This is a genomic window from Vibrio maerlii, assembly GCF_003415655.1.
Classification (GTDB): Bacteria; Pseudomonadota; Gammaproteobacteria; order Enterobacterales; family Vibrionaceae; genus Vibrio; species Vibrio maerlii.
The window spans coordinates 555,967-575,008 of record NZ_QRHC01000003.1; the positions used below are offsets into that span (position 1 = coordinate 555,967).

Sequence of the window (19,042 nt, forward strand, 5' to 3'; positions counted from 1 at the left end):
CACTCTCAATTGTTATTTTTTTGATAAATTTTGTTATTTGATCATTTATTGACCCAAGATATCGGATTTCAACCCATTTACCAACTAAATACGCGCTTTAGCCAATTTGCGGGTCCTGAAGTGCAGCTTTGCTTCAATTGTCCCGTTGAATCCCACATTGGTAACTTGAAAGCGTTGTCACAATCTAGCTGTAAGGCGCCTGAGGTTTGCTGACTAAAACCAAGTGTTGTCACATCATCGGGCCAAGGCAGAGAAAGGCGCTCGGGGCCACGCTTCTTAAGGTATTCCGCGTAAACACGCAATGCACCACTAGAGCCGGTTAACTTAGTCGGTTTGTTGTCATCTCGACCCACCCAGATCGTCGTCACCTCTCGGCCGTCAACACCAACAAACCAGCTGTCACGACTATCATTACTGGTCCCCGTTTTACCCGCAAGTGCAGCCCAACCAAACTGACCATTAAGATAACGCCCCGTGCCTTCCGTGACACCTTTCTTCATCGCGTATGTCGTCAACCATGCTGCTTGTTGAGACACAGCTTGTTTGCGTCTTGGTAACGACTGATAAATGACCTCCCCTTCCATATCAACAACCGAGCGCAATGCCGAAAGTGGCGCGATTGCACCGGAGTTCGTCACTGTCTGATACATTTGAGCGACTTGATATGGGGTTAAAGAAAACGAGCCAAGGAACATAGATGGCACTGGCCGAATCTCTTGTTTTGGAACGCCAAGTTCCACTAAGGTCTCGGTAACACTTGGGATGCCTAATTCCATACCCAAGCGCACAGTCGGCACGTTTAACGATGTGGCTAATGCTCGATAGAGTGGCACCTCTCCACGGAACTTACGGTCAAAGTTGCGCGGAGCCCAAGTGCTGCCTTTACTGCCCTTTAGCTGAATCGCCTCATCCATCAGGGTCGTAGCCAACGAGTATTCTTCTGGGCGACTCAATGCGGTCAAATAGACTGCCGGTTTAACTAGCGAACCTATTGGGCGACTCGCATTTAGTACCCGGTTAAAGCCATCGTACCCAGCTCGCTTACCACCCACCATGGCACGGATCTCCCCACTGCGGCGGTCTACGGCAATCGCTGCAGCTTCAAGCTTCGTGCTATCTGACTTCACTAATGTCGGCACTCTTTCCATCACGGCCTTCTCAAGCTCAGCCTGCGAAACAGGATCAAGAGAGGTAAATACGCGTAGTCCAGTCATCGCCTGATAATCATCAGCAACCTGACGCTTCAATTCATTCTTCACTTGCTGGAAGTAAGCAGGCTGACGGCTCGCTATCTTCGGGTTGTCTTGAATATCAAGATCACGACTCGCAGCCTCGTTGTATTGGCTCGAAGATAAGATGCCTTGCTGCATCAGAAGCCTCAAAACCAAGTCACGACGTGTCTTCGCACGTTCTGGGAAACGAACTGGATTGTAGTAGGAGGGTCCCTTAACCATACCGACTAACAAAGCCAACTGATCAATTCTTAACTCTTGAATTGGCTGACCGAAATAAAGCCGTGACGCAAGACCAAAGCCGTGAATCGCTTCTCCACCACTTTGGCCGAGATAAACTTCATTTAGGTAGGCTTCAAGAATGCGATCCTTGTCGTAGCGATAATCAATCACCAGAGCGATATAGGCCTCACGCACCTTACGCCACAGAGTACGCTCCGTTGATAGGAACAGGTTCTTAGCGAGCTGTTGCGTTAGCGTACTACCACCCTGCACGGTCCTACCTGCTTTGACATTGACCACCAGCGCCCGAGCAATCGCCACTGGCGAAACGCCATCATGTTGATAGAAGTTTCGGTCTTCAGTTGCCAATAGAGCATCCACTAACACCTCAGGAAATTGCTCTCGGTGTAAAAACAGACGCTGCTCGGGCGTGTTTTTTTCTAACATGCCAAGCATTTTAGGCTCAATTCTCAAGTAACCGAGGTCTGCACTTTGCTCCAAGGATTGAATACGCTGCAATCCACTATTGGTAAAATGCAGCATCACATGACGGTCAGGCTCAGGGCCATCAGTAAACTCAAACGGTCGGCGAATTACCTCAATCTTAGTGGAAGAAGAGGAGTACTCTCCGGGATATTGTGGCTGCCTCACCTTGCGGTAGTTCAACACATCCAATTCTTTCTTAACTTGAGCAAGTGAAATGTTGCTACCAGGCTCTACAGTCAATACTCGCGAGTAGACCACGGTTGGTAATTGGAACAATTGTCCTTCAAAGCGATCCCGCACCACGCTATCGAGATAAATACCGATAAAAAGCAGCACAGCGAACACTGCAATCCCTAGCTTCCAACAAATACCCCACGCCTTTTTTAGCCAAGTAGGTTTCTTTGATGGCCTCTTGGTCGTACGAGGTTTACGTTTTACTGGTCCTTTCTTCGCCGGAGCCTTCTTAGTGGTTGTTCGCTTTGCTGGCGCTTTCTTTGGCGCAGAGCGTTTAGTTTCACAGTGTCTCATTACAGCGAGGTTATCCTTGATTGTTCATCTGTTTCTTGGTCTTTGAGGTCGCAACATGATTTGCAGGATCATCTGGCCATGGATGTTTGGGATAGCGTCCTTTCATCTCTTTTTGAACTTCTTTATAAGATCCACGCCAAAAACCGGCAAGATCCTGAGTTAATTGCAAAGGACGCTGAGCTGGCGAGAGTAGCTCAAGCACCAATTTCTTTTTACCCAAAGCAATACGCGGCGAATCTTGTTCACCAAACATCTCTTGTAACTTACATGAGAGCATAGGTTCGCCACCTACTTGATAAGTAATGCGCTTATTATTGCCACTTGGTAATGCCCAGTGAGTCGGAAGTAAACTGTTAATTTCTTGATTTAAAGGCCAGCCTAAATAAGCGTCAAGCATGGCAAAGGTATCTAGAGATTGCAGAGCTTTTGCGCTCTTCACGCCTGCTAGATAAGGCTCTAGCCAATGATCCAAGTTTTCTATTAACGCTTGTGAAGAGAAATCAGGCCACTCTTTTTCCGGCAACCAGCTAGCTGCACATTGAACACGCACTTGGAATTGATGAGCGGTTTGCTTCCAGCTTAGTGCATCTAACCCTTTACGCCTCACATAGTTCAATAACGCAGCCGTGGTTTGAGAAGCCTCTGGAGCAGGAAGCACTTTTCTAGCTAGGATTAACTTGCCAAGCTTTGTTTGCTCTTCTGCTACCAAACGGCCTTTAACGTCATCCCAATCACAATGAGTTTGCTTGGAAATAAGGTTGGATAGGTAACGTTCGATATCTTGGATATCAACCTCAAGCGCAAGGTATATTTGACTTGTCTGCTGCTGACTACGCATCAAATCAATCGCAATAATAAATGGACTGCTTGAGAGCTTGTCCTCATCGACAATAGAAGCGCCGTGACCATTAGCGAGAACAAATTGTCCGGTTTGGCCTGATCTAAGTTGACCGATGCGATCTGGGTAAGCAAATGCAATACAAACGGCCAGCTTAGCAGAGTCCACAGAACGACTCTCAAACTTACCATCCAAGCGTTGAACCAAGGGTTGAACACGCTGCTGAATCATTCTTTGTTTACTATGACGACCACTCTCAAATCGATATAAGCTGTCCGATAGATCGAGCACATTCTTTTCTGGTTCTTCAATCAAGGCTGCGGCCAATGCTGCGGTGCTAAGCCAGCTAGCAGTTTGTTCTTTCTTTGCCAAATAAGCCGATTTAAGCAGCATAGTGGCAAGCCTTGGCTCTACACCTAAACGCTGCGCCTTCTTACCCAGCTCAGTAAGTTGTTCATTTGAATTAATCAGACCTAAATCCATTAAAAGCTGCTGGGCTTGAGCCATGGCAGCTTTAGGTGGAACATCTAACCAAGCAAGGTTTTCTGGATTACTCTCCCCCCAAAAAATAAGCTCAAGTGCGAGAGAGGCAAGATCAGAATGAAGAATTTCAGCCGCAGGTACTTCTGCCGAGCTAATGAACTGATTTTCGCTATACATGCGAACGCAGCGACCGGCTGATAAGCGCCCTGCTCGTCCCATGCGCTGTTCTGCGGAAGATTGGGCGATGCGAACCTGCTCCAAGCGTGTGGTCCCCGACTTCAAATCAAAGCGAGCCACACGCTCGAATCCACTGTCCACCACCATAGTGATGCCTTCAATGGTCAATGAGGTTTCTGCTATATTGGTTGCCAACACGACCTTTCTTCGGCCTGAGGGGGAAGGAGCAATGGCTTTCTGTTGCTCTTTAAAAGGCAGCTGTCCATATAGGGGGCATACATCAATATCACTCGCTAAGTGTGTCAGCCGCTCTTGAAGCCCCTTAATCGCGCCAACACCAGGAAGAAATGCCAGTAGTGACCCAGGCTGACCGCTCATCAATCTTTCTATCTGCTTAGCCATTTCCGGCAGATAAAAGTTGTTCGTTTTCACCGGTGCGTATTGCACATCGACGGGAAACATTCGACCTTCAGATTCAATATATTGCGCAGCTGGCAGTAGCTGATTCAGAGCCTGGGAGTCTAAGGTTGCGGACATCACTATGATTTTGAGGTCATCGCGCAGTGCTGCTTGTATTTCCAAACCAAACGCCAATGCAGTATCAGCGTGAATGCTACGTTCATGAAATTCATCAAAGATGATGGTTTCAACTCCCTCTAACTCAGGGTCTTGCTGCAACATACGGGTCATTACCCCCTCGGTCACAATCTCTAGCTTAGTATTCGCAGAAATACGGTTATCCCCTCGAATTCGATACCCCACCGATTGACCGATCTCTTCTCCAAGCTGACTCGCTAGGTAAGCCGCGATATTTCTTGCGGCTAGTCGACGAGGCTCTAGCATGATAATTTTGCCCTGCAGCCATGGCTGTTTAAGCAATTGCAATGGGAAATACGTCGACTTACCTGCACCCGGTGCAGCTTTGAGAATAACTTGAGAGTGATGCTCAACAGCATGAAGTAGCTCAGGCATCACCGCTTCAATCGGTAATTGTGACAAAGAAAAACCCTTATGTTTAAATGGCTAGACTATTGTACATAAACCCAGTTATTGAAATAACCTATTCTCTGAATTAATCCCCTTTTTCTCATACCAGATGTCACGGAAACCATCACATGAAGTTCACCCCACAACTTGAAAGCGCCAAACTCATCAAACGCTACAAGCGCTTCCTTACCGACATTGAGCTAGCCGATGGCTCGCAACGTACAATTCACTGTGCGAACACTGGCGCTATGACGGGATGTGCGACTCCCGGTGACACGGTTTGGTTTTCGACCTCTGATAACAAGAAGCGTAAGTACCCAAACAGTTGGGAATGGTCACAAACCCAATTAGGGCATCAAATCTGCGTGAACACCGTGCGTGCCAACCAACTCGCGGTTGAAGCAATAGAAAACGGAACAATAAAGGAATTAGCCGACTATACTGAGTTGCAAACTGAACGTAAGTACGGGCAAGAGAATAGCCGAATTGACATCTATTTAGAGTCTGACGAGAGAGCACCTTGTTATATAGAAGTCAAAAGCGTCACTCTATTAGAAGCTAATGGCCAAGGGTACTTCCCTGATGCGGTTACCACTCGTGGGCAGAAGCACCTGCGTGAGTTAACAGAAATCGTAAAATCTGGGAGCCGAGCGGTACTTTTATTCACTGTTTTACATTCAGGTATTGAAAAAGTCTCTGCGGCACACCATATAGACGCAAGTTATTCAACATTGTTACAGCAAGCTGTTGCCGCGGGTGTCGAAGTTCTTTGCTACAAAGCAGAGATAAATGAGCATGAAATGGTGCTAACTCATAGTGTTGAGTTTATCAGTTAAACTCAAAAAGTGATGTTAGTTTCACATTGTGCAAAGATTTAACTTACGACGTTTGCCACCGGCTTTAAGTTTTGCTATAGATACCCGCCTTAAATCAACTGGGGATCAGTTGACTAGGCGTAAGTAGGAGATGCGGTATGCCAGAATCCAAGAAGAAAGCGCTAGGTATCCTAGCCATAGCAGGTGTAGAGCCGTACCAAGAAAAAGCAGGTGAAGAGTACATGTCACCTGAGCAAATGGCTCACTTTACAAAAATTTTAGACGCTTGGCGCAACCAGCTAATGGAAGAAGTTGAACGCACTGTGCATCACATGCAAGACGAAGCTGCTAACTTCCCTGATCCAGTGGATCGCGCCTCTCAAGAAGAAGAGTTCAGCCTAGAGTTACGTAACCGTGACCGTGAGCGCCGTTTGATCAAGAAGATTGAGAAAACACTAAACAAGATCGAAGAAGACGATTTCGGTTTCTGTGAATCTTGTGGCATCGAAATCGGTATTCGCCGACTAGAAGCCCGCCCAACTGCAGACCTTTGCATTGACTGTAAGACACTTGCAGAGATCAAAGAAAAGCAAATGCAGGGCTAAGCGCGCATTTACAGAGCTTTGGCTTTATTACTCGCAAAAGGGGGAGCATTCGCTCCCTCTTTTCGTTTGATTTTTTGATTCGACATTTCATTATGACTTATATTGGACGTTTCGCTCCTTCACCCTCTGGGCCACTGCACTTTGGCTCGTTAGTCGCTGCATTAGGTAGCTACTTTCAAGCAAAGTCTCAGCAAGGTTTATGGCTGATTCGTATTGAAGACCTTGATCCTCCACGTGAAGTGGAAGGTGCCACGGAGTTAATCCTAAAAGCACTCGATGCTTATGGACTGCATAGTGATAAGCCTATTGTCTATCAGAGTGAGCGTCACGACCTTTATCAAGCTCAGATAGAACAGTGGCTAGAACAAAACCAAGCCTATTACTGCCAATGCACACGCAAGCAAATTAAAGCGACTGGTGGCTTCTATACCGGAACCTGTCGCGGCAAACAGATTTCTGATGACAGGCAATGCTCAGTCAGGCTCAAGGTTGATCATCCGATTACTGAGTTCTCTGATGAAAAGCACGGCACGATTTCTATCCCAGAGGATCTTGCGAAAGAAGACTTCATCATCAAACGCCGTGATGGATTATTTGCGTATAACTTGGCGGTGGTGATAGATGATATTGACCAAGGCATTACAGAGGTTGTGCGCGGCGCTGATCTCATAGAGCCAACAGGTCGACAAATTAGTCTTTACCATGAACTCGGTGAACCTGAGGTTAAATACCTTCATCTGCCATTAGCTTTAGATGAAAACGGTAATAAGCTATCTAAGCAGAATCATGCGACTGCAATCGATTTAGATAACCCAAAACCAACGCTTTTAATGGCAATGACATTTCTTGGCTTTAAAATTAGCGAAGAATTAGAAGCTCTCAATATAGCTTCAATTATCCAGTGGGGCGTTGATAATTGGTCACTGGATCAATTGCCGTCTGAGACCGAGATCACACCGAGATTCTCAAATGGCTCGCTGTAAGCTATTATTAGCGCAAATTTTTGCAGCTTAATGCTGAAAACGCGCTTTCAGACTCATAATTGTGAACGCCAAGCCGGCAAAAGAGATATGACTAAAGATTACACACAACAAGATAGCATTCCTTTTGGAGAGATTGCTCTGCACGTAATTACACGCCAAGAGCACAACATTTCTCGCAAACAAATCAGCGACAACGCGCTCAAAGTTCTTTACCGCTTAAACGGTGCAGGCTTTGATGCTTATCTTGTTGGTGGTGGTGTGCGCGATTTACTTCTTGGTGAACAACCAAAAGACTTCGATATTGCAACCAATGCGACACCAGAGCAGATTAAACATCTGTTCCGAAACTGTCGCCTAATCGGCCGTCGATTCCGTCTGGCGCACATTATGTTTGGACGCGATATTATTGAAGTGGCAACCTTCCGTGGTCACCACCAAGAAACTGTTAAAAATGTCTCTGCACAGTCAGACGAAGGCATGTTGCTGCGCGATAACGTATACGGCTCTATCGATGAAGATGCCGAGCGTCGTGATTTCACTGTCAATGCGATGTACTACAACATTGCGGATTACAGCATTCACGATTACGCAGGTGGTGTTGAAGACCTAGAAGATAAACTGATTCGTCTGATTGGTGACCCTGAAGTTCGTTATCGTGAAGATCCAGTACGTATGCTGCGTGCTATTCGCTTTGCCGCAAAGCTAGACTTCGATATTGAAGAAGATACTGCAGCGCCAATCGAAGACCTTGCGCACCTGCTTCGTGATATCCCAGCAGCCCGCTTATTCGAAGAATCGATCAAACTTCTGCAATCAGGTTATGGTCTAGAAACCTATCACCTCATGCGCGAGTACAACCTATTCCAGCAAATGTTCCCACTGGTTGCTGAAGAGTTTACCGAAGATTACTCATCACCGACCGAACACATGCTTGATCTCGTTCTCGATTCAACCGATGAACGTATCAATGATGGTAAGCGTATTAACCCTGCTTTCATGTTTGCCGCTATTCTGTGGTACCCACTCAACCGTGCGGCAGAGAAGCTGATGGATGAACAAGGGCTGAGTCACTACGATGCAATCATGGAAGCGAGCAATCACATCCTTGACGAACAAGTAAAGAGCATTGCTATCCCGCGTCGCCATACTGCGACGATTCGCGAGATCTGGCAGCTACAACTACGCCTACCACGCCGTAGCGGTAAGCGCGCATTCCGTTTGATGGAGCTGAACAAGTTCCGCGCGGGCTACGACTTCCTCGAAATGCGTGGTGAGGTTGAACAAGGCGAAACCGAAGAGCTGGCGAAATGGTGGGATACATTCCAACGAGCACCACGCGAAGTTCGTCAAAGCATGGCCAACGCAGTGACCAATGATAAGGGTCGCCCACGCCGTCGCCGCAACTACCGTAAGAAAGGTTCAAAGTCTAAATCATGATCCTGGTTTACATTGCGGTAGGTAGCAACCTATCGGATCCTGAATCACAGGCTAAATCAGCGATTGAAGCGCTAAAAAAGCTACCTAAATCAGAGTTTGTTAGTGCCTCTTCGCTGTATAGTAGCACCCCAATGGGGCCTCAGAATCAGCCTGATTACATCAATGCTGTAGCCCTAATTAGAACCGAATTAACCCCTCTGGAACTGCTCGATTGCACCCAAGCTATTGAGTTGGAACAGGGGCGTGTCCGTAAAGATGAGCGCTGGGGCCCAAGGACCCTAGATCTCGACATCATCCTTTACGGCAATGAGGTGATCGATTCCAAGCGTTTGACCGTTCCTCACTATGGAATGAAAGAACGAGAGTTCGTTCTCTACCCGCTTGCTGAAATCTCACCAAATTTACAACTCCCTGATGGGACTGAGCTAAGTGATCTGCTGAAGAAAGTAGACCGCAATGGGCTCAACGTCTGGTCTTAATTCGCCAGACCCTAGTAAGGAAATAGAATGAAAAAAATCACCATCAATACTCTTTTGAAGTGGAAGCAAGAAGGCAAAAAGTTTGCTAGTTCTACCGCTTACGATGCGAGTTTCGCCCAACTATTTGAAAGCCAAGAGATGCCAGTACTACTAGTTGGCGACTCTCTAGGTATGGTTCTGCAAGGCAAAGAAGATACGCTTCCTGTTACCGTTGAAGATATCGCCTACCACACAAAATGTGTGCGTGCTGGCAGCCCAAATAGTCTACTCATGGCTGACATGCCATTCATGAGTTATGCAACCCCTGAACAAGCTTGTCAAAACGCTGCTGCACTCATGCGTGCAGGCGCTAACATGGTGAAGCTAGAGGGTGGTGATTGGTTAGTTGATACCGTTAAGATGCTGACGGAGCGCGCGGTACCTGTGTGTGCTCACCTAGGACTAACACCACAATCCGTAAACATCTTCGGCGGCTATAAAGTTCAAGGCCGTGAAGACGCTCAAGCGGATAAAATGGTTCAAGATGCACTGGCGCTACAACACGCAGGTGCTCAGATTATTCTGCTTGAATGTGTTCCTGCCTCTCTTGCTGAGCGTATTACTAAAGCGGTAAACGTACCAGTCATCGGCATCGGTGCTGGCAACGTAACAGACGGTCAGATTCTTGTAATGCATGACATGTTTGGCATTTCTGCGAATTACATGCCTAAGTTCTCTAAGAATTTCTTAACTGAAACTGGTGATATGCGTAAAGCTGTGGCTCAATATATTTCTGATGTTGAATCTGGTGCTTTCCCAGATGACGCACACACTATTGCCTAGGAGTCACAATGCAAACATTTGCTGATGTTGTTGAACTAAGAGATCAGATCAAGCAGTTAAAGCGCGAAGGTCGCAAAGTTGCTTTCGTTCCAACTATGGGTAATCTTCACGAAGGTCACCTAACTCTAGTTCGTGAAGCGCGTAAACATGCAGATATCGTTGTCGTTAGTATTTTCGTTAACCCAATGCAGTTCGAGCGTGCTGACGATTTGGCTAACTACCCTCGCACTCTTGAGGATGACCTCGCGAAACTGAATGGTGAAGGTGTTGAGTTGGTCTTTACTCCAACTCCAGAAGTAATGTACCCAGAAGGCCTAGATAAGCAGACTTCTGTCGAGGTACCGGGTCTATCAACCATGCTAGAAGGTGCCTCTCGCCCAGGTCACTTCCGTGGTGTGGCAACTATTGTTACTAAGCTGTTCAACATCGTTCAACCTGACGTTGCATGCTTTGGCGAAAAAGACTTCCAACAACTTGCAGTTATCCGCCAAATGACACTAGACCTATGCCTAGATATCGAGATCATTGGCGTATCAACGGTTCGTGAAATGGATGGCCTAGCAATGAGCTCGCGCAATGGTCTACTTACTATTGATGAACGTCAGCGTGCTCCTGTCTTAGCCCGTACAATGCGTTGGATTAGCAGTGCCATTCGTGGGGGGCGAGATGATTACGCTTCGGTTATCGAAGATGCGGAAGATCAACTACGCGCTGCAGATCTACAACCCGATGAGATCTTCATCCGTGATGCTCGCACGCTACAACCCGTTGGTACAGAGACCACACAAGTGGTGATTCTGATGTCTGCATTCCTCGGTAAAGCCCGCCTAATCGACAACCAGACCCTAGAGTTGGCAGTTGAGACGAAAGAAGAGCAGAACTCTGAAGCAACACCTGAAGCGGAAGAATAGGAAACAGCTTCTAGCTTCTAGCTTCTAAAGCGAGACATAAAAAACGAAGGGCTGATGTAAACACATCAGCCCTTCTTTTTTCTTAAGATGAGTAATCTTAGCTTCTTAAGCCAATACCACGTGTTACTAGGTAGTGTGCAATTGCATATAGAACAACAACAAAGATACCGAGCACACCGAATGAGGTTACGATACCAACGTCCGACACGCCCAAGAAGCCGTAACGGAAAGCATTCACCATGTAGACAATTGGATTAATCTTCGATACGCCCTGCCAAAACTCCGGAAGCAAGCTAATCGAGTAGAATACACCACCTAAGTATGTGAGTGGGGTGAGTACAAAAGTTGGGATGATTGAGATGTCATCGAATGTACGTGCAAACACAGCATTGATTAAGCCCCCTAGCGCAAACACGACCGAGGTTAAGAAAACGGTCGCAACAATCACGCCCCAATGCTGAACCTGTAGATCGACAAAGAATAGAGATACAAAAGTCACTATCGTGCCGACTAGCAGACCACGAACCACTCCACCCATAACAAAGCCGGCAATAATGACATAGTTTGGTACTGGTGCCACCAACAGCTCTTCGATATTCTTTTGGAACTTAGCACTAAAGAATGACGACGCCACATTGGAGTATGAGTTAGTGATAACCGACATCATAATAAGGCCAGGAACAATATACTCCATGTAACTAAAGCCGTTCATTTCACCAATTCGAGAACCAATCAGGCTACCGAAGATGATGAAATATAGAGTCATGGTGATCGCTGGCGGTACCAAAGTTTGTACCCAGATACGGGTAAAGCGGTTAATTTCTTTCGTTAGCAGGCTGCAAAAAGCCGTCCAATATAAACTGTACATTTTATTTGCTCTCCCCTTGCTCACGGACTATGCTCACAAACAGCTCTTCCAACCGGTTAGCCTTATTGCGCATCGACATTACCCTCACTCCCGATTGCGTTAGCTGTGTAAAGACGTGGTTCAACCCCTGTGTTTTCTCCAGCTCAATCTCAAGCGAACCATTAACTATGTTCTGCGAGTTCACTCCCTCAAGCTGGGGAACATTGCTATCGCTTTCTAGGTCAAGGATAAAGGTTTCAACGTGAAGCTTATTAAGGAGGTCTTTCATCGTCGTGTTCTCAATCAGCTCACCTCTGTTAATGATGCCGATATTGCGACACAACATTTCAGCTTCTTCGAGATAGTGAGTGGTCAGGATGATGGTAATGCCCTGTTCTTTATTGATCTCTTTAAGAAATTCCCACATAGAGCGGCGCAGTTCGATATCAACACCAGCGGTTGGTTCATCAAGAATCAGCAGTTTAGGTTCATGCATCAACGCACGTGCAATCATTAAACGGCGCTTCATACCACCAGACAGGTTTCGCGCACGTTCACTACGTTTTCCCCACAAATCGAGCTTAGTTAGATACTTTTCTGCACGCTGCTTTGCTAAAGATTTTGACACACCATAGTAACCCGCTTGTTGAAGCACAATCTGTTCGACCGTTTCAAACTGGTTAAAATTAAACTCTTGCGGAACAAGACCGAGATTCTGTTTCGCTAGTTCCAAGTCGGTGTCGATGTCGTAACCGAATACTTTTACCTTGCCAGATGTTTTATTAACCAGCGAAGAGATAACACCGATGGTCGTTGATTTACCCGCACCATTTGGTCCAAGCAAGGCGTAGAAGTCGCCTTTCTCTACTTTAAGGCTTACACCCTTTAATGCTTCAAACCCGCCGGCATAGGTCTTACGAAGCTGCTCTATTTCTAATGCGTACATAATCAGCACTGCTCTTGTATTGTAATTAATCGCGATTCAAGTCTAGCTAACAGATGAAGACTCAAGAGGGTTATTTCAAGCCTGACCCCATAAATATTTTCAGATATCTAGAAATGAAAAGCGCAGCTCTCTGGCTGCGCTTGAAGAAGAACCCTTTCTAGATTGAATAGTCCAGCTCAGGATCTTTTGGCTCTTTGTCTAAGTGGCGCAGCGAGGCCTTTAGTGCCTCATAGCGGAATGAGTAAGTATTCTCATCCGGCACAAGATCCAACACATGGAACTTCTCAAGCTGCTGCCTGGTTTGCTCACTTGGGCAAAGTAAGAACACCTCACAGTTTGCCTCGACAGCATCCTTAATCGCATTCTCCAGTGCCAAGCCGACCGTTACATCAATCATAGGAACATCAGTTAAATCGAGGATCATCACCTCGTATTCTTCAATACTAGAATGCTGGCGAGATATCGCTTTCGATACACTGAAGATCATTGGCCCCGACAAGTAAAAGAATAATACCTTGCCATTCGCTTGATCCAGTAGACCACGCTCACTTTCAGTCAACGGAACATTATCTTCATCGGCATCACTGATTGCTTTTACATGGTGTTCTTGCACTCGACTCAAACGCTCGATGATGATGATATTCGAAATAAAAACACCCAAGCCAACTGCTGCGATCAAATCGACGAAGACCGTCAATAGCATCACACCGTACATCACCGCCATACCAGGGAAACTCACCTTATGCGCTCGCTGTATAAAGCTCCAATCGAGAATATTGAAACCAACATACACGGCAATACCCGCCAGTACCGCCATCGGGATTGGCTCAGTTAAGCCCCCTGCAACCAATACCACTAGTGCCAAAACCAGTGCACGAACAACACCAGACAGTGGCGAACGTGCGCCAACCTGAATGTTAGTCACTGTTCCCATAGTTGCACCAGCACCAGGAAGTGCACCAAACAGACCAGAGATCATGTTTGCAAGGCCCTGACCGCGCAGTTCTTTATCTGAGTCATGCTCTTTACGAGTCAGTGAATCACCAATAACCGCTGTCAGCAAAGTATCAATACAGCCCAACGTACCTAACACGAGAGCATCGATCACCATCGCGGTGAACATCTCACTGTTGAAGGTTGGGATGACCAGAGAAGGCAGACCCGCAGGGATTTCACCGATGCGGCGAATGCTCTCGGTATCAAACAGAATGATAGAGATGAGTGTAACCACGACCAACGCTACCAGCTGAGCTGGTACGTAACGTCGAAGGTGCTTAGGAAATAGGAACAGAATCGCTAGCGTCGCTGCACCAAGTAACAGCTCTTTGAAATCGATATTAGAAAGCAGGTCTGGGATGGCATTCAAGGTACCTATAACACCACCAGGAGGCGCTGGATGCCCCAATAATGGGGAGAGCTGAAGGATTATCAGAATCACACCAATACCTGACATAAAACCAGATATTACGCTGTAAGGCATTAAGGTAACGTACTTACCAAGTTTCAATGTACCCAGTAAGATCTGAAATGCACCTGCCATCATGACCACAGTAAAGGTCATCGCCATACCGGTTTCCGGATATTTCGCCATCATGCCAGTCAGTACAGCCGTCATGATCACCGTCATCGGTCCGGTAGGCTCAGAGATCAAGGTTGATGAACCACCAAATAGAGAGGCAAACAGCCCCACCATAATTGCACCCCACAAGCCTGCTTCTGCGCCTGCACCAGATGCAACACCAAAGGCCAGAGCTAGGGGTAGTGAGATAATTGCGGTTGTGACACCACCGAAAATATCTCCTTTAAGGCTCATGCCTTCAAACCGTTGTCCAAACACGGTAAATCTCCCTGAAAATGATACGAAATCAATGTAACAAAGCACTAAATGTGATGAAATGCTTAACGTTCTATCAATTCATTATATCTAATTCATTTCTAAAATTAATCGTAGCGAAGTAACTAATCTTTCAGGCATAAAGAAGTCAGATGAGTGCTTTTCGCTACAGGTTTTAGCAGAATGCATCTGTAACTAAGTGTATAGTATGACAAGTATCATTTAGGGATTGAGTAGTAAAAATGCCAGAGATTAAACAGTTATTCGAGAATAACTCGAAATGGTCTGAAGAAATTAAGTCTGAACGACCAGAATACTTTGCCAAGTTAGAAGAAGGGCAAAGCCCAGGTTTCTTGTGGATTGGTTGTTCAGACAGTCGAGTCCCGGCAGAACGCTTAACTGGCTTATATTCTGGCGAACTATTTGTTCACCGTAATGTAGCTAACCAAGTCATCCATACTGACTTAAACTGTTTATCGGTCGTTCAGTATGCGGTGGATGTACTTAAGGTCAAACACATCATTGTTTGTGGCCACTATGGCTGTGGTGGTGTAAATGCGGCTATCGATAACCCTAAGCTTGGCCTTATCAATAACTGGCTGCTGCATATTCGCGACCACTTCTTGAAGTTTCGCAGAGAGATCGAATCACTGCCCCGCGAGCAATGGGGTGATAAGCTCTGTGAAATCAATGTCGCTGAGCAGGTATATAACCTAGGTAATTCAACTATCATGCAAAATGCGTGGGAACGAGGCCAAGAGGTAGAAATTCATGGCGTGGTCTATGGTATTGGCGATGGCAAGTTAATGGATCTTGGTGTGCGTTGCTCAAACAACGAGACCTTGGAAAGCAGCCATCAAGAAGCGATCAACAAAATCATATCAAGCCCCGTCCTTGGCTTGCTAGAAGACTAAGTTACTCGTACCAGATTATAGAAAGCCCAGCTTATCGAGCTGGGCTTTTGCTATTGTTTGCTTCAGAAGGCTGGTCGTTTCAATGAGTTGAATTACTCTTGAGGAACAACCTTGCCGATGTACGGCAGGTGACGGTAGTTTTGAGCGTAATCAATACCTACACCCACAACGAACTCATCAGGGATCTCAAAACCAATCCATTCAACATCCACTTTAACTTCACGGCGAGAAGGTTTATCCAGTAGCGTTGCAATCTTGATTGAGTTTGGTTCACGTAGAGACAAGATCTCAACCACCTTATTCAGGGTGTTACCTGTATCGATAATATCTTCAACTAGCAGTACATCTTTACCCTTGATGTCGTCATCTAGGTCTTTGAGAATGCGTACGTCACGAGAGCTTTCCATCGTGTTGCCGTAGCTCGATGCCGTCATAAAGTCGACTTGGTGAGTCAGTTCAATAGCACGTGCTAAGTCTGCCATGAATACAAATGAACCGCGCAGTAGACCAACCATTACTAGGTTTTCACTACCCTGGTAAGTTTCCGTAATTTGCTTACCAAGCTCTTTAATACGCTCTTGAACTTCCTGCTCAGAGATCATCACTTCAACGGTATGTTTCATACTAGTCTCGTTATTTGCTTCACTATCGAACACTCAATAGTGAGGTGAAATTGTGGGGAAGAGTTTAGCACTGCTCATACAACTTAACTAGGTGAACCTATACCCTTAATCTTGAAATCGGTTTCTACCAACAGTTAAAAAGCGTTACATCTCTCAAAATAACTTATTTAGTACGCTAAACATGGTGCCTTTTCACCAGAGCGTATTGACTGGTCCTTATACGCAACAGTACACTCATCCCGACCCAAATAGATAATAAAACGGTCAGTAAGATCTTTATTTTTTAAATAGATAGCTTGGACATGCTGCCCCGTAAAGCTACAGAAAAATAAAGATCACTCACAATTCAATTGGCAAGGATAAATTTATGGACCAATTTGTTAAGCGTCCGAGGACCAGGCTTTCTCCTCAAAAACGTAAGCTTCAGCTTATGGAAATATCTTTAGACGTATTCGCACGTCGCGGGATTGGTCGAGGTGGACATGCAGATATCGCTGAGATTGCTCAGGTATCTGTTGCAACCGTATTCAACTACTTTCCAACTCGAGAAGACTTGGTTGATGAAGTTCTCAACTACGTGGTAACTCAATACTCAAACTTCCTCTCAGATACCATCGATATCGATACGCCAGTGAAAGAGAACATCCAAAATGTTTCCGATGGCATTATCGAGCTTATCATTAGCGACACACCATGGCTTAAGGTGTGGTTCGAATGGAGTGCATCAACGCGTGATGAAGTATGGCCACTGTTCGTATCTAGCAACAAAAACAGTGAAATCCTGATTCAGAAGATGTTCGAGAAAGGCATCGACCGCAAAGAGGTGTGTGATGAGCACCAGCCTACTCATTTGGCTCACCTATTCAATGGTATTTGCTACTCGCTATTCGTTCAATCTAAGCGCCTAGAGAGCGTAGAAGAGATGCGCATGTTATCAACAAGCTACCAAGATATGCTGTGTATCTATAAGTAGCCTTGAGAAGCTAGAGAGCTAGAGAGCTAGAGAGCTAGACAAGTGTAGAGGTCGATGTGAGAGCATCGGCCTTTTTTGGTTTTAGGGTTTGAGATAACTAGATAACTAGATAACTAGATAACTAGATAACTAGATAACTAGATAACTAGATAACTAGATATTTTCAGCACTAATGTCACCCAATCAAACTGTATTCTATGCTGTAGCAACACACTTCCGAAGGGCTAAATCCTATCTAATTTTCTAAAATCTATAGGACGAAGTCCGTTCTATTTTCTAGAGCTCAGCGTCCTGCTCTAACAAAAAAACCGCTGAAGATTCAGCGGTTTTTATCATTCACACACTAATAAGAATTACTTTTTCTTCTTAACAGCTTTTTTGTTTGGAAGGTCAGTGATTGAACCTTCGAATACTTCAGCAGCTAGACCTACAGACTCGTGTAGCGTTGGGTGAGCGTGGATAGTTAGTGCGATATCTTCTGCATCACAGCCCATCTCGATCGCTAGACCGATTTCACCTAGTAGTTCACCACCATTAGTACCAACAATAGCACCACCAATAACACGGTGTGTGTCTTTGTCGAAGATCATCTTCGTCATACCGTCTGCACAGTCAGAAGCGATTGCACGACCAGAAGCTGCCCAAGGGAAAGTAGCAACTTCGTAGTTGATACCTTCAGCTTTCGCTTCTTTCTCAGTCTTACCAACCCAAGCCACTTCTGGTTCAGTGTAAGCAATTGAAGGGATTACTTTAGGGTCAAAGTAGTGCTTCTTACCAGAGATAACTTCAGCCGCTACGTGACCTTCATGAACACCTTTGTGAGCAAGCATTGGTTGACCAACGATATCACCGATAGCAAAGATGTGAGGTACGTTAGTACGCATTTGCTTGTCTACATTGATGAAGCCACGCTCATCAATTTCTAGACCTGCTTTCTCACCGTCGATCAGTAGGCCGTTTGGTACACGACCGATAGCAACTAGAACAGCATCGTAGCGCTCAGCTTCTGCTGGTGCTTTCTTGCCTTCCATTGAAACGTAGATACCGTCTTCTTTCGCTTCAACTGCAGTTACTTTTGTTTCAAGCATCAGCTTGAACTTATCTTTGATGCGCTTAGTGAAGACTTTAACGATGTCTTTATCCGCTGCAGGGATAACTTGGTCGAACATCTCAACGACGTCTACTTTAGAGCCTAGAGAGTGGTAAACCGTACCCATTTCAAGACCGATGATACCACCGCCCATGATAAGCAGTTTCTCAGGAACTTCATTCAGCTCAAGTGCGTCAGTTGAATCCCAGATACGTGGGTCTTCATGTGGGATAAACGGCAGTTTGATTGGGCGAGAGCCCGCAGCAATGATCGCGTTGTCGAAGTTAACCGTTGTTGACTCGCCTTCACCTTCTACAAGGATAGAGTTAGGACCAGTGAACTTACCGTAGCCGTTAACAACTGTTACGTTACGCATCTTAGCCATACCGCCAAGACCACCAGTCAGTTGGTCTACAACTTTCTCTTTCCAGATACGGATCTTGCTGATGTCTGTCTGTGGCTCACCGAATACAACGCCGTGTTCAGCCATTGCTTTCGCTTCTTCGATTACTTTAGATACGTGAAGAAGCGCCTTTGATGGGATACAACCCACGTTTAGACATACGCCGCCAAGAGTGCTGTAACGTTCAATAAGAACCGTCTCAAGACCTAGGTCCGCACAACGGAATGCTGCAGAGTAACCAGCAGGACCTGAACCAAGTACAACAACTTGGGCTTTGATTTCTTTGCTCATTTTGACCTCTTGTAGTCATTATCCCTAACAGGCTAAGTAGGTATTAGCGTTCATGTAACACCACATTTTACAGAGATGTTAACAGTGTGAAAGTCGCTTTAAGTTAGCCTGTGAGC

Annotated in this window: 16 protein-coding genes; 9 read left to right on the forward strand and 7 right to left on the reverse strand. The window is 45.8% G+C overall.

Annotation, left to right across the window (positions count from 1 at the left end):
* Positions 1 to 77: 77 nt before the first annotated feature.
* Positions 78 to 2,468 (reverse strand): penicillin-binding protein 1B, encoded by a 2,391-nt coding sequence (gene mrcB, locus DPF91_RS06880; protein WP_117233686.1) that lies wholly within the window; start codon positions 2,466 to 2,468, stop codon positions 78 to 80.
* 10 nt (positions 2,469 to 2,478) lie between these two features.
* The gene (gene hrpB, locus DPF91_RS06885; RefSeq protein WP_117233687.1) at positions 2,479 to 4,965 is read right to left on the reverse strand and encodes an ATP-dependent helicase HrpB; all 2,487 of its coding nucleotides are present in this window, start codon (positions 4,963 to 4,965) and stop codon (positions 2,479 to 2,481) included.
* Between the two features lie 116 nt (positions 4,966 to 5,081).
* Between hrpB and sfsA the strand changes: the two genes are divergently transcribed.
* From sfsA to panC, 7 genes are all read left to right on the forward strand, one after another.
* Positions 5,082 to 5,789: a DNA/RNA nuclease SfsA gene (sfsA, locus tag DPF91_RS06890; protein WP_117233688.1), complete on the forward strand. Its 708-nt coding sequence runs from the start codon at positions 5,082 to 5,084 to the stop codon at positions 5,787 to 5,789.
* A 137-nt stretch (positions 5,790 to 5,926) separates the two neighbouring features.
* The gene (dksA, locus tag DPF91_RS06895; RefSeq protein ID WP_117233689.1) at positions 5,927 to 6,373 is read left to right on the forward strand and encodes an RNA polymerase-binding protein DksA; all 447 of its coding nucleotides are present in this window, start codon (positions 5,927 to 5,929) and stop codon (positions 6,371 to 6,373) included.
* A gap of 92 nt (positions 6,374 to 6,465) precedes the next feature.
* Positions 6,466 to 7,356 carry a tRNA glutamyl-Q(34) synthetase GluQRS gene (gene gluQRS, locus DPF91_RS06900; protein WP_117233690.1) on the forward strand — a complete coding sequence of 297 codons (891 nt, stop codon included), beginning with the start codon at positions 6,466 to 6,468 and terminating at the stop codon, positions 7,354 to 7,356.
* Between the two features lie 87 nt (positions 7,357 to 7,443).
* On the forward strand, positions 7,444 to 8,793 hold the full coding sequence (gene pcnB, locus DPF91_RS06905) for a polynucleotide adenylyltransferase PcnB (protein WP_117233691.1): 1,350 nt from the start codon (positions 7,444 to 7,446) through the stop codon (positions 8,791 to 8,793).
* A complete protein-coding gene (gene folK, locus DPF91_RS06910) occupies positions 8,790 to 9,272 on the forward strand; it encodes a 2-amino-4-hydroxy-6-hydroxymethyldihydropteridine diphosphokinase (protein ID WP_117233692.1) in 483 nt (160 codons plus the stop codon). Before pcnB ends, folK begins: the two co-directional genes overlap by 4 nt.
* Positions 9,273 to 9,299: 27 nt before the next feature.
* Entirely contained in the window at positions 9,300 to 10,094 is a 795-nt protein-coding gene (gene panB / locus DPF91_RS06915) for a 3-methyl-2-oxobutanoate hydroxymethyltransferase (protein ID WP_117233693.1), read from the forward strand.
* Positions 10,095 to 10,102: 8 nt separating this feature from the next.
* Complete coding sequence (panC, locus tag DPF91_RS06920) at positions 10,103 to 11,005, forward strand: pantoate--beta-alanine ligase (RefSeq protein ID WP_117233694.1); 903 nt, start codon at positions 10,103 to 10,105, stop codon at positions 11,003 to 11,005.
* 97 nt (positions 11,006 to 11,102) lie between these two features.
* Here panC and DPF91_RS06925 read toward each other — a convergent pair whose 3' ends face one another.
* From DPF91_RS06925 to DPF91_RS06935, 3 genes are all read right to left on the reverse strand, one after another.
* Positions 11,103 to 11,873, reverse strand: a complete 771-nt coding sequence (locus tag DPF91_RS06925) for an ABC transporter permease (protein ID WP_117233695.1) — start codon at positions 11,871 to 11,873, stop codon at positions 11,103 to 11,105.
* 1 nt (position 11,874) lies between these two features.
* Positions 11,875 to 12,798, reverse strand: a complete 924-nt coding sequence (locus DPF91_RS06930; protein ID WP_117233696.1) for an ABC transporter ATP-binding protein — start codon at positions 12,796 to 12,798, stop codon at positions 11,875 to 11,877.
* Positions 12,799 to 12,955: 157 nt separating this feature from the next.
* A complete protein-coding gene (locus DPF91_RS06935) occupies positions 12,956 to 14,611 on the reverse strand; it encodes a SulP family inorganic anion transporter (RefSeq protein ID WP_420855579.1) in 1,656 nt (551 codons plus the stop codon).
* Positions 14,612 to 14,874: 263 nt separating this feature from the next.
* On the opposite strand from DPF91_RS06935, the gene can reads away from it, so the two are divergent.
* A complete protein-coding gene (gene can, locus DPF91_RS06940) occupies positions 14,875 to 15,546 on the forward strand; it encodes a carbonate dehydratase (protein ID WP_117233698.1) in 672 nt (223 codons plus the stop codon).
* A 92-nt stretch (positions 15,547 to 15,638) separates the two neighbouring features.
* Here the strand turns inward: can and hpt are convergent, their stop codons facing one another.
* On the reverse strand, positions 15,639 to 16,169 hold the full coding sequence (gene hpt, locus DPF91_RS06945) for a hypoxanthine phosphoribosyltransferase (protein WP_117233699.1): 531 nt from the start codon (positions 16,167 to 16,169) through the stop codon (positions 15,639 to 15,641).
* Between the two features lie 367 nt (positions 16,170 to 16,536).
* On the opposite strand from hpt, the gene DPF91_RS06950 reads away from it, so the two are divergent.
* Positions 16,537 to 17,142, forward strand: coding sequence for a LuxR/HapR/OpaR family quorum-sensing transcriptional regulator (locus DPF91_RS06950; RefSeq protein ID WP_117233700.1), 606 nt, complete (start codon positions 16,537 to 16,539; stop codon positions 17,140 to 17,142).
* Positions 17,143 to 17,495: 353 nt separating this feature from the next.
* Here the strand turns inward: DPF91_RS06950 and lpdA are convergent, their stop codons facing one another.
* Positions 17,496 to 18,926 carry a dihydrolipoyl dehydrogenase gene (gene lpdA / locus DPF91_RS06955; RefSeq protein WP_117233701.1) on the reverse strand — a complete coding sequence of 477 codons (1,431 nt, stop codon included), beginning with the start codon at positions 18,924 to 18,926 and terminating at the stop codon, positions 17,496 to 17,498.
* Between the last annotated feature and the right edge of the window lie 116 nt (positions 18,927 to 19,042).